This is a genomic window from Tunturiibacter empetritectus (assembly GCF_014201375.1).
In the GTDB taxonomy this organism is placed as follows: domain Bacteria; phylum Acidobacteriota; class Terriglobia; order Terriglobales; family Acidobacteriaceae; genus Edaphobacter; species Edaphobacter lichenicola_D.
The window spans coordinates 325,269-343,186 of record NZ_JACHDZ010000002.1 but is presented as its reverse complement, the minus strand read 5'-3'; the positions used below and the strand labels follow the sequence as shown (position 1 = coordinate 343,186).

18 protein-coding genes and 1 tRNA gene are annotated in these 17,918 nt (G+C 59.0%); 13 read left to right on the top strand and 6 right to left on the bottom strand.

The annotated features are described in order from the left end of the window. Nucleotides 1-723 precede the first annotated feature (723 nt). On the top strand, nt 724-1,089 hold the full coding sequence (locus HDF10_RS07520) for a VOC family protein (RefSeq protein WP_221271538.1): 366 nt from the start codon (nt 724-726) through the stop codon (nt 1,087-1,089). Between the two features lie 119 nt (nt 1,090-1,208). Here the strand turns inward: HDF10_RS07520 and HDF10_RS07515 are convergent, their stop codons facing one another. Further along, the gene (locus HDF10_RS07515) at nt 1,209-1,529 is read right to left on the bottom strand and encodes a hypothetical protein (RefSeq protein ID WP_406705900.1); all 321 of its coding nucleotides are present in this window, start codon (nt 1,527-1,529) and stop codon (nt 1,209-1,211) included. A 171-nt stretch (nt 1,530-1,700) separates the two neighbouring features. Continuing rightward, on the bottom strand, nt 1,701-1,853 hold the full coding sequence (locus HDF10_RS07510) for a hypothetical protein (protein WP_183812656.1): 153 nt from the start codon (nt 1,851-1,853) through the stop codon (nt 1,701-1,703). 115 nt (nt 1,854-1,968) lie between these two features. Here HDF10_RS07510 and HDF10_RS07505 point away from each other — a divergent pair, with 115 nt between their 5' ends. From HDF10_RS07505 to HDF10_RS07460, 10 genes are all read left to right on the top strand, one after another. Further along, a complete protein-coding gene (locus HDF10_RS07505; RefSeq protein ID WP_183812096.1) occupies nt 1,969-2,511 on the top strand; it encodes a hypothetical protein in 543 nt (180 codons plus the stop codon). Nucleotides 2,512-2,689: 178 nt separating this feature from the next. After that, nucleotides 2,690-4,303 (top strand): acyl-CoA mutase large subunit family protein, encoded by a 1,614-nt coding sequence (locus HDF10_RS07500; protein WP_260177715.1) that lies wholly within the window; start codon nt 2,690-2,692, stop codon nt 4,301-4,303. A gap of 128 nt (nt 4,304-4,431) precedes the next feature. Then, a complete protein-coding gene (locus HDF10_RS07495; RefSeq protein WP_183812093.1) occupies nt 4,432-4,965 on the top strand; it encodes a hypothetical protein in 534 nt (177 codons plus the stop codon). Nucleotides 4,966-5,063: 98 nt separating this feature from the next. Beyond that, on the top strand, nt 5,064-5,627 hold the full coding sequence (locus HDF10_RS07490) for a hypothetical protein (protein ID WP_183812091.1): 564 nt from the start codon (nt 5,064-5,066) through the stop codon (nt 5,625-5,627). A gap of 102 nt (nt 5,628-5,729) precedes the next feature. Next, on the top strand, nt 5,730-6,866 hold the full coding sequence (gcvT, locus tag HDF10_RS07485; RefSeq protein WP_183812089.1) for a glycine cleavage system aminomethyltransferase GcvT: 1,137 nt from the start codon (nt 5,730-5,732) through the stop codon (nt 6,864-6,866). 49 nt (nt 6,867-6,915) lie between these two features. Further along, nucleotides 6,916-7,305 carry a glycine cleavage system protein GcvH gene (gene gcvH, locus HDF10_RS07480; RefSeq protein ID WP_183812087.1) on the top strand — a complete coding sequence of 130 codons (390 nt, stop codon included), beginning with the start codon at nt 6,916-6,918 and terminating at the stop codon, nt 7,303-7,305. A 5-nt stretch (nt 7,306-7,310) separates the two neighbouring features. Next, a complete protein-coding gene (gcvPA, locus tag HDF10_RS07475; protein ID WP_183812085.1) occupies nt 7,311-8,654 on the top strand; it encodes an aminomethyl-transferring glycine dehydrogenase subunit GcvPA in 1,344 nt (447 codons plus the stop codon). Between the two features lie 2 nt (nt 8,655-8,656). Further along, nucleotides 8,657-9,001 (top strand): hypothetical protein, encoded by a 345-nt coding sequence (locus HDF10_RS07470; RefSeq protein ID WP_183812083.1) that lies wholly within the window; start codon nt 8,657-8,659, stop codon nt 8,999-9,001. A 357-nt stretch (nt 9,002-9,358) separates the two neighbouring features. Continuing rightward, on the top strand, nt 9,359-10,906 hold the full coding sequence (gcvPB, locus tag HDF10_RS07465) for an aminomethyl-transferring glycine dehydrogenase subunit GcvPB (RefSeq protein ID WP_183812081.1): 1,548 nt from the start codon (nt 9,359-9,361) through the stop codon (nt 10,904-10,906). Nucleotide 10,907: 1 nt separating this feature from the next. Beyond that, nucleotides 10,908-11,189 carry a hypothetical protein gene (locus tag HDF10_RS07460; protein WP_183812079.1) on the top strand — a complete coding sequence of 94 codons (282 nt, stop codon included), beginning with the start codon at nt 10,908-10,910 and terminating at the stop codon, nt 11,187-11,189. Nucleotides 11,190-11,268: 79 nt separating this feature from the next. Here the strand turns inward: HDF10_RS07460 and HDF10_RS07455 are convergent, their stop codons facing one another. Beyond that, nucleotides 11,269-11,841, bottom strand: a complete 573-nt coding sequence (locus HDF10_RS07455; RefSeq protein WP_183812077.1) for a DUF2911 domain-containing protein — start codon at nt 11,839-11,841, stop codon at nt 11,269-11,271. 123 nt (nt 11,842-11,964) lie between these two features. On the opposite strand from HDF10_RS07455, the gene HDF10_RS07450 reads away from it, so the two are divergent. Beyond that, nucleotides 11,965-12,041: transfer RNA gene (locus HDF10_RS07450), tRNA-Arg, on the top strand. Between the two features lie 223 nt (nt 12,042-12,264). On the opposite strand, the gene HDF10_RS07445 is transcribed toward HDF10_RS07450, so the two are convergent. The 3 genes from HDF10_RS07445 to HDF10_RS07435 all read right to left on the bottom strand — a co-directional run bounded on the left by HDF10_RS07445 (nt 12,265) and on the right by HDF10_RS07435 (nt 16,406). Beyond that, entirely contained in the window at nt 12,265-12,666 is a 402-nt protein-coding gene (locus HDF10_RS07445; RefSeq protein WP_183812075.1) for a DUF2237 family protein, read from the bottom strand. Between the two features lie 230 nt (nt 12,667-12,896). After that, complete coding sequence (locus HDF10_RS07440; protein WP_183812073.1) at nt 12,897-14,534, bottom strand: ABC-F family ATP-binding cassette domain-containing protein; 1,638 nt, start codon at nt 14,532-14,534, stop codon at nt 12,897-12,899. Nucleotides 14,535-14,873: 339 nt separating this feature from the next. Beyond that, a complete protein-coding gene (locus HDF10_RS07435; protein WP_183812071.1) occupies nt 14,874-16,406 on the bottom strand; it encodes a DEAD/DEAH box helicase in 1,533 nt (510 codons plus the stop codon). A 606-nt stretch (nt 16,407-17,012) separates the two neighbouring features. Here HDF10_RS07435 and HDF10_RS07430 point away from each other — a divergent pair. Next, on the top strand, nt 17,013-17,918 hold the full coding sequence (locus HDF10_RS07430) for a WD40/YVTN/BNR-like repeat-containing protein (RefSeq protein ID WP_183812069.1): 906 nt from the start codon (nt 17,013-17,015) through the stop codon (nt 17,916-17,918).

Genomic DNA, 17,918 nt, shown 5'->3' with positions numbered 1-17,918 from the left:
ATGCTGACCGCTTTCTTCAAAGAGATAGATTGTGCTGCATGGGCGCATACAGGAGCACTACAGTAAGCCAACCGGTCAAGCCATCGCAGTCTCGGGTTTCGAGTGACCGCCGGGCCTAAGCCTGTCGTCCCTGCAACCCTTGAGATCATCTTGAGATGAAGACACACGGATTGCAGCGCCAAACTTAATGAGTGTATCGCGTTCCGGGAGGGGGGTCAACGATGGGTCCTTCTTTTTCCTTGATGCTGGTTCTCGCTGTTGGCTTACCCCTCCCACCACCCCTGAGGGTAATTTGGGAGCAAGTCTAACGTTTGCAACCGCTTACAGCGGGCTAGCGCCTGCAAAGTATTGATTTTAGATGGCTTGTGCGCAAAATACTTGTTTTGTTGCAGTTGCGCGGTCTCCGCTGCCTGGGTCGGTTTTTGGTTTCTTCTTTAATTGTATCGGGTTGGATGGGGGTAATACGCCACGCGAAAAGCGGCGGCTGGAGCGGGTTTTGTGGTGGTTGGGGGTTGACATGGGTTTTTGGCGGGCAACAGACAAAATGCAACAGCAAATGCGGGGATCCTTCGACTGCGTTGCTCACAAAGTGCCGTGAGCAACTTCGCTCAGGATGACGTGGCTTTTCATTGGCTGAGAAGAAGAAGGCGTAGGATTTGACGCGTCGGCGGCCTTGTTGCATAAAAGAAGAGCAAAGGGGGCCCTATGGGCGCAACAGACTCTATGGGTGTCAAAGAAAAGATGACCTCGATGGGGAAGCCTGTGCCGGAGTTGCCGGTTGCTGATGTGGAACGCGCACAACAGCATTACAGAGATGCACTCGGCTTTGAGATTGGATGGCTTGAACCGGACAAAGGGATTGGGGCCGTGTCACGCGGTGATATGGGACCGATATTTTTTCGGAGGAGGAAGCCGCCGTTTGAACCTGCGGTTCACTGGGTGTTCGCGGAAGATATCGATGCGTCGTACCAGGAGCTGACGTCGCTAGGTGCGAACATCGTCGATCCTCTGGGAAAAAAGCCGTGGGGATTGCGACAATTCACCGTAATGGATCTGGACGGGAATCTCTTCTACTTCCACCACGACTAACGTCGCGTGACTAGTGGCTGGGCCGGCAGATTGGGACACGACGGCATTTTGAACCTCGTCGCGCGAGGCTGCCCTGTGTTGAGACTTCTGTGTTTCAGCCTTCGGTACAGTTCCGGCGCTCAGGCTTCGGTGGTGTCGGTTGAATCGGTGGCGTCGGTTGCTTCGTCTTCGGTGAGGCTGATGCGCAAGGACTTCAGGAAGGATACGTCGTTTGAGGTGAATGGCCCCTCGGTGCCTTCCTCGGCGCCTTCGGTTGCCTCGTCGGCTTCTGCCTCAACCTCGTTGAGACCGATGGTGGCCTCAAGCATGAGGAGGACATCAAAACCCTGTTCGCGGATGTTTTTGACGACGCCTGCTATATCCTCCGACTCCGAGACGGACTCGTGGATTGCTTCGCCAAGTTTCTGTATCAGGTTTTTGACCTTCTGATTCAATGCCACCTCCGGGCTGCCCTATCGTTCGAACTACTCCACGCATCGGGTATTCCCAGCGAAGGTGACCGGCGGGAACGGCATTGCGGGTATGTCGGCGTCACTAGCTTCTGATTTAAAGAATACGCCCATGGCGGTGGCCGCCGCAACGGCATTTCTTCAGGGATCTGGAGGGTGACTCTAAGTGGTTTCAACAACAGTGTGATGGTCGGCCCAGGCGTCTTCTAACCGGTGAGCGAGGAGCTCGACGGCGGCGGTGCGGCGGCATCCCAGGACCAGAAAGCCGGCAGCGGCGGCACAGAATCCGCCGATCATCCAGAGTGTGCTCTTCATCGTGTTTGCCTCTTGTGGTTCTGATTCCGAAGTTCGGGAAAGCGATGTGCCCTGGAGGGTTGGATGCAGATGAAATTTTGGCGTTAGGCTGAACTGCTTAGGGGCGGAACTGCTTTTGTGGAGGCACGGGAACGACTACACTCTGGGTATGGATTCGGTTCGGTTCGGTCGCACGCTTGGGATTGGGGCTCGGCTGGCGGCTAAGACGCTGGTGTCGGCGGTGGATGCGGCCACGGCGCCGAACCCGTCTGGCGCGGAGAAGGCTGCTGGAGCTCCGGCTGCGACTGCGAATGCTGCCCGGAGTAAGGCTGAGGCGTCGGGTGCGCGGCTGGGGGAGAAGACGGCGCGGACGACGGCTCAGGTGGCGCAGACGGGACAGGGGTTGAAGCGCGGCGGGAGGCGGTTTGGCGAGGCGGTGTGGGGGCCGTTTGTGAAAGCTTCGAGTCAGCTCTGGCTCGAGTTTACGGGGGTCTTCTTTGGGATCTTCGCGGCGTTTGCGGCGAGCAATGCGTGGAAGATGCGCGGGGAGCTGCATGAGACGGCGGGGAACCATGAGGCGCATGGGCATCTGCTGCTGGCGGTGGCGATGGCGGTGGTGTTTGGGTACTTCTGCGTGAGCAGCTTTGTGAAGGCGAACCGCAGGGGCAAGCGGAGCTAAAAGCATCTTCGGTGTTGGGGTGATGAAGTGATGCGAACAGTGTCGCTTCCCACCCTTCGCAAAGAGCGCGAAGGATGGGGCACCCGGGCATCACAGTTTCTTTGACGCCTTGGCTTCAGCGGGTGGGGCTTGCGGACGGGTACACTTGTTCGGCATGTCTGACGACGGGAAAAACAACTTGAAGCGGGCTGACTTGGGGCAGCCTGAGACTAGCTCCGGGATTCCGGTGGAGCTGGTGTATCGGGCGGAGGACCTTGCGGGCGTCGACGCGGCTTATGCGGTGGGCGAGCCGGGGGAGTATCCGTTTACGCGGGGGATTCAGCCGACGATGTATCGCGGGCGGCTGTGGACGATGCGGCAGTATGCGGGGATGGGGGATGCGGAGGAGTCGAATAAACGGTACAAGTTTCTGCTGGCGCATGGGACGAAGGGCTTGAGCGTGGCGTTCGATCTGCCGACGCAGATTGGGTATGACTCGGATTCGCCGCTGGCGCTGGGGGAGGTGGGGAAGGTTGGGGTTGCGATTGATTCGATCGAAGATATGCAGCGGCTGTTCGATGAGATTGCGCTGGATACGATCTCGACGTCGATGACGATCAATGCGACGGCTTCGATTCTGCTGGCTCTGTATGTTGCGGTGGCGAAGCGGACGGGGGCGAAGGTCAAGGGGCTGAACGGGACGATTCAGAACGATATTTTGAAGGAGTACATTGCACGCGGGACGTATATCTATCCCGTGACGCATGCGATGCGGCTGGTGACGGACATCTTTGCGTGGGCGGCGGACGAGGTGCCTGAGTGGAATACGATCTCGATCTCTGGGTACCACATGCGAGAGGCTGGGTGCACGGCGGTGCAGGAGGTGGCGTTTACGCTGGCCGATGGCATGACGTATGTGCAGGCCGCGATTGACGCGGGGTTGGATGTCGATGCGTTTGCTCCGCGGCTGAGTTTCTTCTTCAACTCGCATAACAATCTGCTGGAGGAGGTGGCGAAGTTTCGTGCGGCGCGCAGGATGTGGGCGCGGATTATGCGGGAGCACTTTGGCGCGAAGAAGGAACGGAGCTGGATGCTGCGGTTTCATACGCAGACGGCGGGTTCGACGCTGACGGCGCAGCAGCCAGAGAACAATATCGCTCGCACGACGCTGCAGGCGCTGGCGGCGGTGCTGGGGGGGACGCAGAGTCTGCATACGAATGGGTTCGATGAGGCGCTGTCTCTGCCGACGGAGAATGCTGCGAGGATTGCTCTGCGGACGCAGCAGATATTGGCGCATGAGAGTGGAGTGGCGCAGACGGTGGATCCGCTGGCGGGGTCGTTTTATGTGGAGTCGCTGACCAATGAGATTGAGCGGCGGGCGGAGGAGTATCTGGCGACGATCGCGCGGTTTGATCTGGGCGGTAAGTACGGGATGCTGCGGGCGATCGACCAAGGGTATGTGCAGCGGGAGATACAAAATGCGGCTTATGGGTATCAGCGGGCAGTGGATGCGAAGGGGGCTGTAGTGGTTGGGGTGAATGAGTTCGCGAGTGAGCAGGAGGTTGCGGTGCCGATACAGCGGATCGATGAGGCACTGGAGGGGCGGCAGGTAGAGCGGGTTAGGGCGATGCGTCTGCGGCGGGATGCAGGGGTGCATGCGGGGGCGCTGCGGCGGGTGGAGGATACGGCGCGGGGTGGGAGCAATCTGATGCCGCAGATACTCAACGCGGTGGAGAGCTATGCGACCGTGGGCGAGATTGCGGATGCGATGCGGAGGGTGTTTGGCGAGTATCGGGAGTCGGTGACGGTTTAGTTTCGTTTGTTGTGCGATGGTGCTTTGGCTACGCGAAACATTTGTAACTGGTCATGCGTCTGATGGATTGCGTGGACGGACGGTGCTTCGCGACGCGGCATTCTCCGTTTGCAGAAGAGGACACTACGATGATCCGAATTCGGTTGGTTTGTGCTGCTTTGGTTCTGTCTGGTTTTCCGTCGGGGGCTTTCGCTTCAGGCCAGGGGCCCGTCACTCCGGGTGCTGCTCCGGTGCCGGCTTTGCTGGTGAGTGCGAAGAAGGTCTTTATCTCGAATGCGGGGGCGGATAGCGGGCTGTTCCCTCACCCGTTCAGCGGCGATCCGGATCGAGCTTACAACCAGTTTTATGCGGATATGTCGAGCTGGGGACGGTATCAACTGGTGAGCACGCCGGGCGAGGCGGACCTGGTCTTCGAGCTGCAATTGACGGCTCCCAATGGACCCCAAAACGCGAACAAGCAGAATGGAGCCTCCGATCCGCTGCCGATGTTCCGGCTGGTGATCTACGACCGCGCGACACGCTATATCTTATGGGCGTTGACTGAGTCGATTGACGCTGCGCTGGTGCAGAAGACACATGATCATAACTTCGACCAGGCGTTGGCTGAACTTGTGCTGGATGCGGGGAGACTTACGAAGTCGCCGCCGAGCGGGATGCATTGAGAAGCTGCACGATAATGCTGGTGGATGAAGTTTCACCGGATCGTATCGATTTGCCGGCGGCGAATAGGGTGAGCGGCTGCAACCACTAGACTATGTAGATGGCTTGGAAATCTAAGCTTTCTGTCAGCCGCAGTCTGTCCTTGGCGTTGCTGGTAGTGACCGGATTAGCGATCGTCAATCGGGCTGCGGGAGAACGTATTCCGGAGGTTCATGGCACCTCGTTTGCGAATCTGGCGGTGAATCTGCCTGCGGCGTTGCAGGGCAAGTCGGTTGGGATTCTCGTGATCGGATTCAGTCGCGGCTCCCGTGAGGAGGTGACGGGTTGGGCAACAAAGATTGCTGCGGACTATCGCACTTCAACTGTGGTGGCGTACTACGAGTTGCCGATTGTGGCCGGCGTGCCTGGATTTGTGCGGGGAGTTGTGCTGCGGTCTATCAAGTCGTCAACGCCGGAGCGGGCGCAGCCTCGGGTTGTGCCGGTTACGAACAATGAGGCCGGATGGAAGGCAATAACGCACTACGGTGAAGCGGACGATGCTTATCTGCTGGTCGTTGATAATCAGGGGAACGTGGTGTGGCAGACGCAGGGGCAGCCTACGGACAAGGCCTATGCCGCTTTGAAGCAACAGGTTGAGTCTTTGAAGACGCGCATGGCTCCCTGATTTTGTTCTTTGGAGCGACGCGGCACGGGTGGTTGGATGGGGCTTGTCGATGCTATCGTTTTAGGGGCGGGATTCACGGGGAAGATTAGAGGAAGCATCGTTATGGCAGAGACAATGACACCACTTCGCAAGACGGCACTGAACGCGGTGCATCGGGCGGCTAAGTCCAAGATGGTCGACTTCGGCGGATGGGATATGCCGGTGGATTGCTGCGGGTTGATTGCGGAGCATATGGCGGTGCGGACAGCAGTGGGCGTGTTTGACGTGTCGCATATGGGCGATATTCAGCTGCGTGGACCGGGGTCGCTGGCAGCGGTGCAGCATCTCTGCATGAACGATGCTTCGAAGCTGGCGGTGGGGCAGGCGCACTACTCGGCGATGCTGTATCCGAATGGCACGTTTGTGGATGACGTGATCGTGCACAAGCTTTCGGACAATGACTATCTGATTGTGATCAATGCAGGCACGCGCGAGAAGGACGTGCAGTGGGTGCGGCAGACGATTGGGCATATGCCAGGCGTGCATGTGAACGACTTCAGCGACTACTACACGCAGCTTGCGATCCAGGGGCCGAGAGCGGCGCAGACGTTGCAGAAGCTGACTTCGACGGATCTGAGTACGATCAAGAACTACTGGTTTACGTGGGGGCAGGTGTGCGGACTGCACAACGTGATGATCGCTCGGACTGGGTATACGGGCGAGGATGGGTTTGAGATTTATATTCCGTCGGACGAGCCGACGAGTGCGCGGGTGTGGGGCGAGGTGCTGGAGGCGGGCGCAGAGTTCGGGATTCTGGCGTGTGGGCTGGGGGCGCGAAATACGCTGCGGCTTGAGGCCGGAATGGCGCTGTATGGACATGAGATCTCGGACACGATCAACGTGCTGGAGGCTGGGCTGGGGCGTTATGCGAAGCTCGAGAAGCCGGAGTTTGTTGGGCGTGCCGCGTTGGTGGCGATAGAGGCCGCGGGTGGGCCGGGGCGCAAGCTGGTGGGGCTGGAGATGATGGAGCGCGGGATTGGGCGGGATGGATACACCGTGTTTTCGGTTGAAGGAAAGCGGCTTGGCGAGATTACCAGCGGTTCGCCGTCGCCGTTTTTGAAGAAGAATATTGCGATGGCTTATGTGCCTGTGGAGTACGCCGTGGTTGATACCGTTGTTGCCGTAGAGATTCGCGGCCAGATGGTGAAGGCCAAGGTTGTTCCGCTTCCCTTCTATAAACGGGCAAAGAAAACTGCTTAGCCCAAGCATCTACAATTGAGTGACACACACTTTCTCTGGAGAACGATGAATGGCTTACCCTGCGGACTATCGCTACACGAAGGAACACGAGTGGATCAAGGTCGATGGCAACATTGGAACCGTCGGCATTACGGACTACGCGCAGAACTCGCTGGGCGACATTGTGTTTGTCGACCTGCCGAAGGTGGGCGATACCGTTGAGGCGGCAAAGAGCTTCGGTTCGGTGGAGTCGGTGAAGGCGGTGTCGGATCTTTTTGCGCCGGTGTCGGGCAAGGTGACGGCGATCAATGAAGAGTTGAAGGACGCTCCGGAGAAGATCAACACGGATGCGAATACGACCTGGCTTCTGAAGGTTGAGCTTGCGGATGCAAAGCAGGTCGATGGACTTTTGACCGCGGCGGACTACGAGAAATTTACTGCAGAAGAGACCGGACACTAAAAACGATGCGCTATTTACCGAAGTCCCCCGTGGATCGCGAGGAGATGCTTGCCGAGATTGGCGTGACGTCGATCGACGATCTGTTTTCTACGATTCCAGCGGAGTTTCAACTGAAGCGTGATCTGAAGATTCCACGGCAGCATGGGGAGTCGGAGATTCTGGATCGCTTTCGCGAGTTTGCGGAGAATAATGCGGTCGGTTATTCGAGCTTTCTGGGCGCGGGAGTTTATCGGCACTATCGGCCGGTGATTATTGATTCGCTGGTGCAGCGTGGTGAGTTTCTGACGAGCTATACGCCGTATCAGCCGGAGATCTCGCAGGGAACGCTGCAGGCGATGTTTGAGTTCCAGACGATGATCTGCGAGCTGACGGGGATGGAGATTGCGAACGCGTCGATGTATGACGGTTCGACCGGCGCGGCTGAGGCGATCATGATGGCGGTGCGGGTGACGGGCCGTGATGGCGCGGTGATTGCGCGGACGGTGCATCCGGAGTATCGCGAGGTGATTGCGACGTATGCGCAGCATCAGGAGATTCCTACGGTTGAGGTTGGCTATTCGTCGAATGGGCGGGTGGATCTGGCGGCGCTCGATGCGGCGATCACGAAGGATACGGCTTGTGTGCTGATTCAGTCGCCGAATTTTTTTGGGACGATTGAGGATGTTGCCGCGATTGCGGAGATTGCTCATGCGAAAGGCGCGCTGCTGATCGTTTCGATCGCGGAGGCGGTATCGCTGGGGATTGTAAGGCCACCGGCTGAGGCGGATATTGTTTCGCTGGAGGCGCAGTCGTATGGCGTGGCGGTTGGATATGGTGGGCCGTACTGCGGCGTGATTGCGTGCAAGGAGAAGTTTCTGCGGCAGATGCCCGGAAGGCTGATCGGCGAGACGAAGGATAAGGATGGCAAGCGCGGGTTTGTGCTGACGCTGTCGACGCGCGAGCAGCATATTCGGCGGGAGAAGGCGACTTCGAACATCTGCACGAATCAGGCGCTGGTTGCGATGATGACGACGATCTTCCTGAGCGTGTACGGCAAGCAGGGGATGAAGGATTTGGCTGAGCAGAACCTTGCGAAGGCAAGATATCTCGAGAGCGTGCTTGGCTCTTCTGCCGGCGCGAAGGTTTTATTTGATGGTGCGCCGCGGTTTCATGAGTTTGTGCTGGAGCTGCCGAAGAGTGCCGAGGCGACGAACGCTGCGCTGCTGGGGGAGAAGATCATCGGTGGACTGCCGCTGGCGAAGTGGTATCCGGAGCTTGGGCCGAATGCGAGCCTGTGGTGCGCGACGGAGTTGACGACGCGGAAACAGATGGATGCTGTCGCGGCGGCGCTTGCGGGCAAGAAGGCTTAGCGATGGATGTGTCGGCGATTGTTGGCGAGGAGCTGAAGGCGGTTGAGTTTGTTGAGGATTTTCTGCAGCTTCGGTTTGAGACTCCTCTGCTGACGTTTCATGCGTGGCCGCATGTGTTGTTTCCGGAGTTTTCGGTGGCTTATGGCGAGCCAGAGTATCGGAACGCTTTGTGCGCGCAGATTAATGACAAGGTCGTGCAGGCTACGCTTGAAGAGGGCGATGCGCTGACGATTGAGTTTGAGAATGGCACGGTGTTTGGGCTTTCTTTGCGGGAAGAAGATTTGGATGGGCCGGAGTCGGGGAGCTACTCGGAGACCGGAGGCGCAGCGGATGCGCAGGAGTTTTAACTATGGCACACTCCTTCAAACCGAGAATCATGTACATCGAAAACAAGGGCGGCGAGATCGTTAAGCTGGCCCAGCACGGATTGGGAGAGTCACCTTTTCAAAGACAGGTGCAACGCTGTACTACCAAGGCCGTTCGCTGCAAAGCCTCAAGGGCGGTGGGTTCAAGTCGAATTATTTCGATATCGAGACAGGTGAGCACTTCTGGATTTCAGGGCCCAAACGTAACGGCGAAGATTCACTCTACGCAACAAACATTACTGCTGAGATCGATGACGACGTTCGAGAAGAGTACTGGACGGAAATTCGCAAGCTACCGGAACACAAGCATCAGACGCACACTTAGAAAGCAGACGCACAATGGCAAATGAAAAGTTTGTAGGGACGCCTAAGAAGGCTACGACGCACACGAATCAGAATGAAGACTTGATGTTTGAGAAGTCTTCGCCGGGGAAGAAGGCTTATCGGCTGGCGGAGCTGGATGTGCCGGCGGTGGATTCGGTGGCGCTGCTTGGCGACGCCGTGCGCACCGACCTGGGCGTGATGCCGGAGCTGAGCGAGATCGAGATCATTCGGCACTTCACGCGGCTTTCGACGTGGAACTATGCGATCGATCTGGGGATGTATCCGCTGGGAAGCTGCACGATGAAGTACAACCCCCGCGTGAATGAGGCGGTGGCGCGGCTCGAAGGGATTGCGGAGGCGCATCCTTATCAGCCGGAGTCGTTGTCGCAGGGCTGTCTGGGGATTATGCAGACGCTGTCCGATGCGCTGATTGAGATTACCGGCATGGATGCGATTACGCTGCAGCCTGCGGCGGGCGCGCATGGGGAGTTTACGGGCATTCTGCTGGTGCGGGCGTATCACGAGTCGAAGGGGAATCCGCGGAAGAAGATTCTGATTCCGGACTCGGCGCATGGGACGAACCCGGCGACGGCGGCGGTGTGCGGGTATGAGGTTGCGAACCTGAAGTCGAATGCGCAGGGCATGGTGGACGTGGCTGAGTTGGAGCGGATGGTCGATGAAGACACTGCTGCGCTGATGCTGACGAATCCTTCGACGATTGGTGTGTTCGAGAGCGACATTCATAAGATTGCGGACATTCTGCATGCGAAGGGCGCGCTGCTCTACATGGACGGCGCGAATATGAATGCGCTGGTGGGCAAGACGCGGCCGGGAGACTTTGGCGTCGATGTGATGCACTTGAATCTGCACAAGACGTTTTCTACGCCGCATGGTGGCGGTGGTCCGGGGTCGGGGCCGGTGGCCTGCAAGAAGATTCTGGAGCCGTTTCTGCCTACGCCGATTGTGGTGACGAGGGCGGATGGAACTCTTGGGTTGGAGTACAACCGTCCGCAGAGTGTGGGGCGTGTGCGGATGTTCTATGGCAACTTCGGGATGTTCGTGCGGGCGCTCGCGTACATTCTGGCGAATGGGCCGGATGGGCTGCGGCAGACGACCGAAGATGCGGTGTTGAATGCGAACTACATTCGCGCAAAGCTTGAGGGCACGTTCGAGCTGCCGTATAAGACGCGGTCGCTGCATGAGGTGGTGTTCTCGGACAAGATTCAGGCGAAGAACGGCGTGAAGACGGGTGATATGGGCAAGCGCCTGATCGACTACGGCTTCCATGCGTATACGGTTTCGTTCCCGCTGGTGGTCAACGGCGCGATGATGATTGAGCCGACCGAGAGCGAGAGCCGCGAGGAGCTTGATCTGCTGATCGATGCGTTGAAGCAGATTGCGCGGGAGGCCGAGGAGAATCCTGAGCTGGTGCAGACGGCGCCGCATACGACGCGGCTGCAGCGGCTGGATGAGACGACGGCGGCGAGGAAGCCGATTCTGCGCTGGAAGGCTCCCGTGGCTGCGGAGCCGGTGCTGGTCGATACGGCCGCGAAGGAGTGGTAGCGTGTCTGTCTTCTATGATCGTCAGGACGAGCTCGAGAAGTATGAGTTCATGATGGGCGAGGCGCGCGGGCGGCTGGCGGTGACGCTGGATGTGCTGACCGATGCGCTGATCCTGATTGGGCAGCATGGGGTTTACTGCGCGAGCGCGCGGAATCCTGCGGTTCCGGCGCTGGATCTGCAGGCAGTGTTGATGAATCTGAATGGAGCGAAGGAGCTGGTGGCTTCGGTGATGGAGCGGCTAAGGCTGGATCGGCTCGAACTGGAGAAGGAAGCGGCGAAGTAGGGGTTCTTCTTCGGGCTTCAACTTCTCCGATCGGCTTTGATTCGCTGGGCTGGCTTATCGGTTGACTTACTGGGCCGACTTATTCTGCTTTGACGGTTACGTATTCATCGGTGGTGGCCCATTTGACGTGGAGTTCGGTGGTGGCTCCCTTGGTGTGGTCGAAGGAGATGGACATGTTCTCCTGCGACGCTGGGAGAGTTTTGCTGGTCATTGGGGTGCGGCCCAGGTCCTTTGCTTGGGAGTAGTCGGTGCCCCACTGACCGGTCTGCTTATTGACGATAAGCAGCCACTGACTGGCGCTGGGCAGGGTGTAGAGAGTGTAGGTGCCGGCGGGAACGTCGAGGGTGCCGATCTTCAGGTTTGTCGCGGTGATGAAAGTGGTGGCGGGGTTAGCTCCAGTACGCCAGACCTGGCCGTAGGGGACGATGGTGGTGCCGATGGTGCGGCCTTTGAGACGGGGGGAGTTGTACTTGATGGTGAGTTGCTTGCCGTTGAGGCTGACCTCGGCTGTGGCCGGCGGGCTGGCGACCGGCTTGGAGGAGGGCTGGGCGCTGTCCGTCTGTACGCCTCCGCTCTGAGCGTTGATCTGGAGCGTGGTTGCAGTGGTGAGGAGAGTGCAACAGGCGGCTAGGGCGAGGGAGCGGAGGTGCATGCTTGGTCTCTCTTTCGTGGGGCGCTGGGCTGCGGTTGGGAAGGCTTTTCGGTGCTGGAGATGATGCTCCACCGGAGGGCCGCGGGCTGTCAACCGGGGGCGATCGTGCTAGGCTAGAGGTATGCGCCCGTAGCTCAGCTGGATAGAGCGGCAGCCTCCGAAGCTGTAGGTCAGAAGTTCGAATCTTCTCGGGCGCACCATTTTTCTTCCCAATTTCGATAAAAATTATTGGCCGCCGGTTCTCCCGGTGGTTTTATCGTTTTGCGGCTGTTTTGGGAGGGTTTGGGGGAAAACAGATGTTTCGGTGTGGTTTTTGGGTGGCGTAAACGTGGTGGAATGTGTGGCTGATGTGGTGTTTTAACCGCGTCTTCTCGGAGGCGGAAAAATACGCCACGATTTCCAACTTTTTGTGCTGGCTAAACCCTAGTGGAGTTGGCTGGGGATGACAGCGTATTGGATGAGGAGTTCGAAGGGGACGATCTTGAGCGTGTTCTCGTGGGTGGCTTCGAGGATGATGGGGCAGGCTGCTCCGGCTTGCTGGACCTGGAGCCAGCGGGCGGCGCAGACACACCAGCGGTCGCCGGGTTTGAGGCCGGCGAAGCCGAACTGCGGCATGGGTGTGCTGAGGTCGTTGCCGAGGGCCTTGGAGGCTTCGAGGAAGGGCGCGTCGACGACGCAGCAGATGGTGTGGACGCCATGGTCGTCGGGGCCGGTCTCGCAACAGCCGGTGCGGTAGAAGCCGGTCATGGGCTCGCATCCGCAGATGTCGAGGGGTTGGCCGAGGACGTTTTTGCCGCGGTTTTTGATGGGTTCTACGGTGGGCATGCTGCTCCTAGTATCCCACTTTTTGGGGAAGATATGTCCTGCCGGACGGGCCTCCTGCGCGGAGGGCGCCCACTTCGTGGGGCGTATACCCCTTCGGATGGTCCTCCCGTTGGTCGGGGGAAAGTTGATTTCGACCAACGGGAGAACCTTCGAGGTTGATCCTGCCGGGACCGGTATACGCGTCACGAAGTGACCGTCCCGCGCGTAGCGGGCCCGTCCGGCAGGACAAGTTATTTTGCGGCGATGGCGAGTTGTTGCTGGTACTCCTCGTACGGCCCCTTGTGGTCGGTGATGTGGAAGTCGGTGGGGCCGCCTTCGAAGTGCCAGATGCGGGTACCAGCCTCTTCGATGAGATCCTGGTCGTGGGTGACGAGGAAGACCGTGCCTTCGTACTTCTGGATCGCCTGGTTGAGCGCGTTGATGGCTTCGAGGTCAAGGTGGTTGGTGGGCTCGTCGAGGACCAGGACGTTGGGCTTCTGCAGCATGATCTTGCAGAAGAGCAGACGGGCGGCTTCGCCACCGGAGAGAGCGTCGGTCTTCTTGAGGCCCTCTTCGCCCTTGAAGAGCATCTGGCCGAGGATGCCGCGGATGTCTTCCTTGGTGGCCTGGGGATCGAACTGGTGCAGCCAGTCGCTGGCGGTCATGCCAAGCTGGATGGAGCCTTTGTGGTCCTGCGCGAAGTAGCCGACGGAGACCTCATGTCCCCATTTGACGGTACCGGAGTCGATGGAGACGTCGGTTTCTTCGATGCCGGGGCCGTTGGTTAGCAGGGCCTTGAGGAGGGTGGTTTTGCCCTGGCCGTTGCGGCCCATGAGGATGACCTTGTCGCCGCGTGTTACCGAGGCGGTGAAGTTGTTGATGACGTGCTCGGTCTTGCCGTCCTTCTGTTCGTAGGACTTGTTGACCTGCTCGAACTCGAGGACGTTTTTGCCGGAGGGGCGCTCCATCTTGAAGCTGATGAAGGGGCGCGCGATGTTGGAGCGGGCCAGTTCGCTGGTTGCCAGGCGTTCTACTTCTTTTTTGCGCGAGTTCACCTGACTGGAGCGGGTGCCGGCGGAGAAGCGAGCGATGAAGTCGTTGAGCTGGGCGATCTTCTTTTCGCGCTGCTCGTTCTGGCTCTCGATGCGGGTGCGGATGCTGGTCTTCTGGAGGACCATGTCGTCGTAGCCGCCGTTGTAGGTGATGATGGTCTCGTAGTCGATGTCGGCGATGTGGGTGCAGACGTTGTTGAGAAAGTGCCGGTCGTGCGAGATGGTGATGACGGTGCCGTTGTAGCGGGTGAGGAAGTCCTGGAGCCAGTGAATGGACTCGAGGTCGAGGTAGTTGGTGGGTTCGTCGAGGAGCAGGGCCTGGGGGTTGCCGAAAAGCGCCTGCGCGAGGAGGACGCGAACCTTCTGGCCGCCCTGAAGCTCGGACATCTTGCGCTCGTGAAGCTCATCGGGGATGTCGAGACCCTGGAGGAGGACGGCGGCGTTGGACTCGGCTTCGTAGCCGTCTTCGTCGCCGACGATGCCTTCGAGTTCGCCGAGGCGGGAGCCGTCTTCGTCGGTCATCTCGGGCTTGGCGTAGATGATCTCGCGCTCTTCAAGAGCGGCCCAGAGGCCCTTGTTGCCCATGATGACGGTGTCGACCACGCGGTAGGCGTCGAATTCATACTGATCTTGTTTCAGTACACCCAACTTCTTTGGGCGTACGACTGTGCCCTTTTGCGGGTCGATCTCACCGGTGAGGCACTTCATGAAGGTGGATTTGCCGGCGCCGTTGGGCCCGGTGAGGCCGTAGCGTCGGCCGGTGGTGAAGGTGACTGAAACATCCTCGAAGAGGAGCTTCGAGCCATAGCGCATAGTGACGTTGGATACTGAGATCATGGTATTACTTTCATTTTAGCTGGGGTGTACAGCAATTTTCGAGTTTTGGGCGTGAATATTCAGAATCTGTCCTGCCGGACGGGCGCCCTGCGCGGGCAGCGGTCACTTCGTGACTTCTATAATGGTCCTCCCGTTGGTCGGGGGAGAGATTGATTTCGACCAACGGGAGAACCGTCGGATTTTATCCTGCCGGGACCGGTACACGTCACGAAGTGACCGCCCCGCGCGTAGCGGGCCCGTCCGGCAGGACATAATCTTTGCCCGAAGGAAAGACGAACGCTCCACTCTGCGGCTGGTTGGCTGGCAGAGCGGAGCGTCTTTGTGTCTGAGTGCCGGGAGTTACTGACCGCGGCGAGCTGGGCCGGAGCGGCTGCTGCCGGGGCGGCTGTTGCTGCTTGGGCGGCCACCGGGGCCACGGCCACCGGAGTTGCGTCCACCAGAGAAGCCTCCACCACCGTTGCGACTGCGGAAGCCACTCTTGTTGCCGCCGTAGTTGGCATTGGGCGTCGCCATCGGCGTGACGGGATCGTTGCCCTTCCAGGAGCGGGTTTCAAGCTGCATGAGGTCCTGTCCCTGAGCTGTTGTGTCGAGGGGTGCGTTGCGGACCTCCTTCTCAAGGTTCTTATCGGCTTCGCGCCACTCAAACTTTATCTTTAGTTCGCGCTCGAGCTTGCGGGCGTCGTGACGCTCCTGCGGCATGACAAACGTGGTGGCAACACCCTTCTTGCCGGCGCGACCAGTGCGGCCGATGCGGTGAACGAAGTCGTCCGAAGCATTGGGCAGGTCGTAGTTGACGACGTGCGCGATGTCCTGCACGTCGATGCCGCGGGCGGCAACGTCGGTGGCGACCAGGACGCGGTGACGGCCGGTGGCAAAGCCCTTGAGAGCGGCGGTGCGCTGGGACTGGCTGCGGTCGCCGTGGATAACGTCGGCATCGTGGCCTAGCTTCTCAAGCTTCTTCGAGATGCGATCGGCGCCGTGCTTGGTGCGCGAGAAGACGAGGAAGGTTCCCTCTTCCTGCTTCAGCATCTGGTCGAGCAGGCCGAGCTTCTGGTCCTGCATGACGGTGTAGACGCGAAGCTCTACGCGGTCGGACGGCTTGGAAGTCTGGCCGATCTCGATGCGGACGGGCTTGTTGACGTAGTCGCGGACGATCTCGCGGATGTTCGCGTCGAGGGTCGCGGAGTAGCACATGGTCTGGCGGGTCTTCGGCAGCGCGCCAACGATGCGGCGGATGGCGGGAAGGAAGCCCATGTCGAGCATGCGATCGACTTCGTCAAGGACGAGCATCTCGACGGAGTTGATGTTGATCTCGCGGCGGCGGAGGAAGTCTTCGAGGCGGCCGGGGGTGGCGACGACGAGACGGGGGCCGCGGTCGAGCTGATCGAGCTGGTTGTTCTCGGAGAGGCCGCCGCAGACGAGCACTGCATCGCTCTTCGATCCGGGGACGAGCTTCCAGTAGGCCTCGAGGACCTGCATGGCGAGCTCGCGCGTCGGCAGCAGGATGAGGGAGCGGATGGGACCGCGCTTGCCCTTGGTGCTGGGGACGGAGTTCGCATCCATGCGCTGGATCATCGGGATGAGGAAGCTGAGGGTCTTGCCGGTGCCGGTGGAGGCGGTGGCGAGGATGTCGCTGCCTTCGAGCGCGGGCGGGATGGCCTTGGCCTGGACGGGCGTTGGCATGGTGAAGCCGGCGTTGGTGAGGCGGGTCTTGAGCGAGTCCGAGATGTTGAAGTCGGTGAAACGAATGTCCTCAACGAGAGGGAGGCCTGCGGGATTCGCGACGGCGGTGTTGGCTTCGGGAGCGGAGTGCTGCTGGTTTGAAACGATCTGGTCGTTCTGTTCTGTTGCGTCTAGAGTTGCGGAGTTCAAAGTTTTTCCTGTCTGGTGGCCCGGATAGAGGGGGCGTTGTAGAACGGCATAGGGGTGCAGGGATGCCAGCGTGGCATCATGGATTTCAATTAGTCAGCATTGCTGTCGGGAATCGAAGCGCTGCTGCTGCACGGCGAGACTCGTCCGTTGACGAGCCTTCCAGCCAGAGCAACCAGCGCGGCTTCCAACGTTCGGGAAGGTATGCGGTGGGAAGAGGCGAATCGCAGTCTCTGGCCAAACTCCGAAGTCCATGAAGAGTCTTTGCCTGCGATGCCCTTACTCCTTTTAGTCAGAGTACAAAATAATAGTACCACAGTGGGAGTTCGATTGACGATTGAAGCTGCGCTAGGCGGCCATGGATCAGTTTTGAAGTGAATGACTGAAGTTGCCTAAAGAAGACTTTGCGGGCGCCCGCGGAGAAACTTGTTGTCATTGTCGGAATGGACTCTTGTCTCTCCTCGTATAGAATTGCCAGCCATGCACATCCGTAGAGCCGTGCTTACGCTTTGTCTCTCGACTTGTCTGGCGTCCCAGTCCCAAGCAACAGAATGGCAGACAAGCAACCCGGGCTTTCGCCCTCTTGCAATTGTCTCGAACAAGAACGCGTTGTGGGTCTGCGGCCCCAACGAATCCATCGCATCCTCATCTGACGGGAAGAACTGGACTCTCCATCACCACGCATCGGGTGCCGGTGCAATGCTCTTCGGCATCGAGTTCTTTTCTGCAAAGTTTGGATACGCCTACGGAACAGGAGGGACGGTACTCTTCACCAACGACGGAGGTGATTCTTGGGAGACACGGCACTTCGGTACCGACACCATCCTGCTCGCTTCGTTCGCTGATCCAACCCACGGGTTGTTGCGCACTGCGCCGTCTCTTTTTTATCTCGACGGGAGCGATTCACCACACCAGATTGCGCAACCTGCCGATACGTTACAGCGCTTTCCATTCACTCCCTTTCTCGTGGCTCTCACACCCGATAAGATGACCGCCCTTCTCTCGGAAGGGCCGTATGCTGAGGCCGGATTCCTTGCGACAATCGACGGCGGGAAGACTTGGAGTTTCTACGATCCGCCAAGCACTGGAATTAAAGATCTTCTGCGCGTTGACGGCAAATATTGGGCCACAGGCCATGAGGTTATAGGAAAAGACAAACCCGGTGGTGGAAATGGCGTCCCGATGGCGACCTACTCCGAGGATGGTATGCATTGGACGCATACAACCACTGAGATTCATCCCTGCCATTGGGAGTATTGCGTTATCTGCAACTCTCAGGGCTGTCTGGCGTCGGGCACATTGCTCGTCAATTTTTTCCATCAACCGACGACTTACTCGGCGATTCCCAACGGTGCGCTGACGGCGAAGTGGGCCGTTGTTGGCGAAAACATCTGCACGCTAAACCAGAACGTAGCCTGCGCTTCAATAGGCAAGGCATCCGACGTTGAGGCATCCCCGGCGTTCCTCTGCCCCACGAACAAACAATGCCTCGTCTGGGAACGAAACTCCCGATAG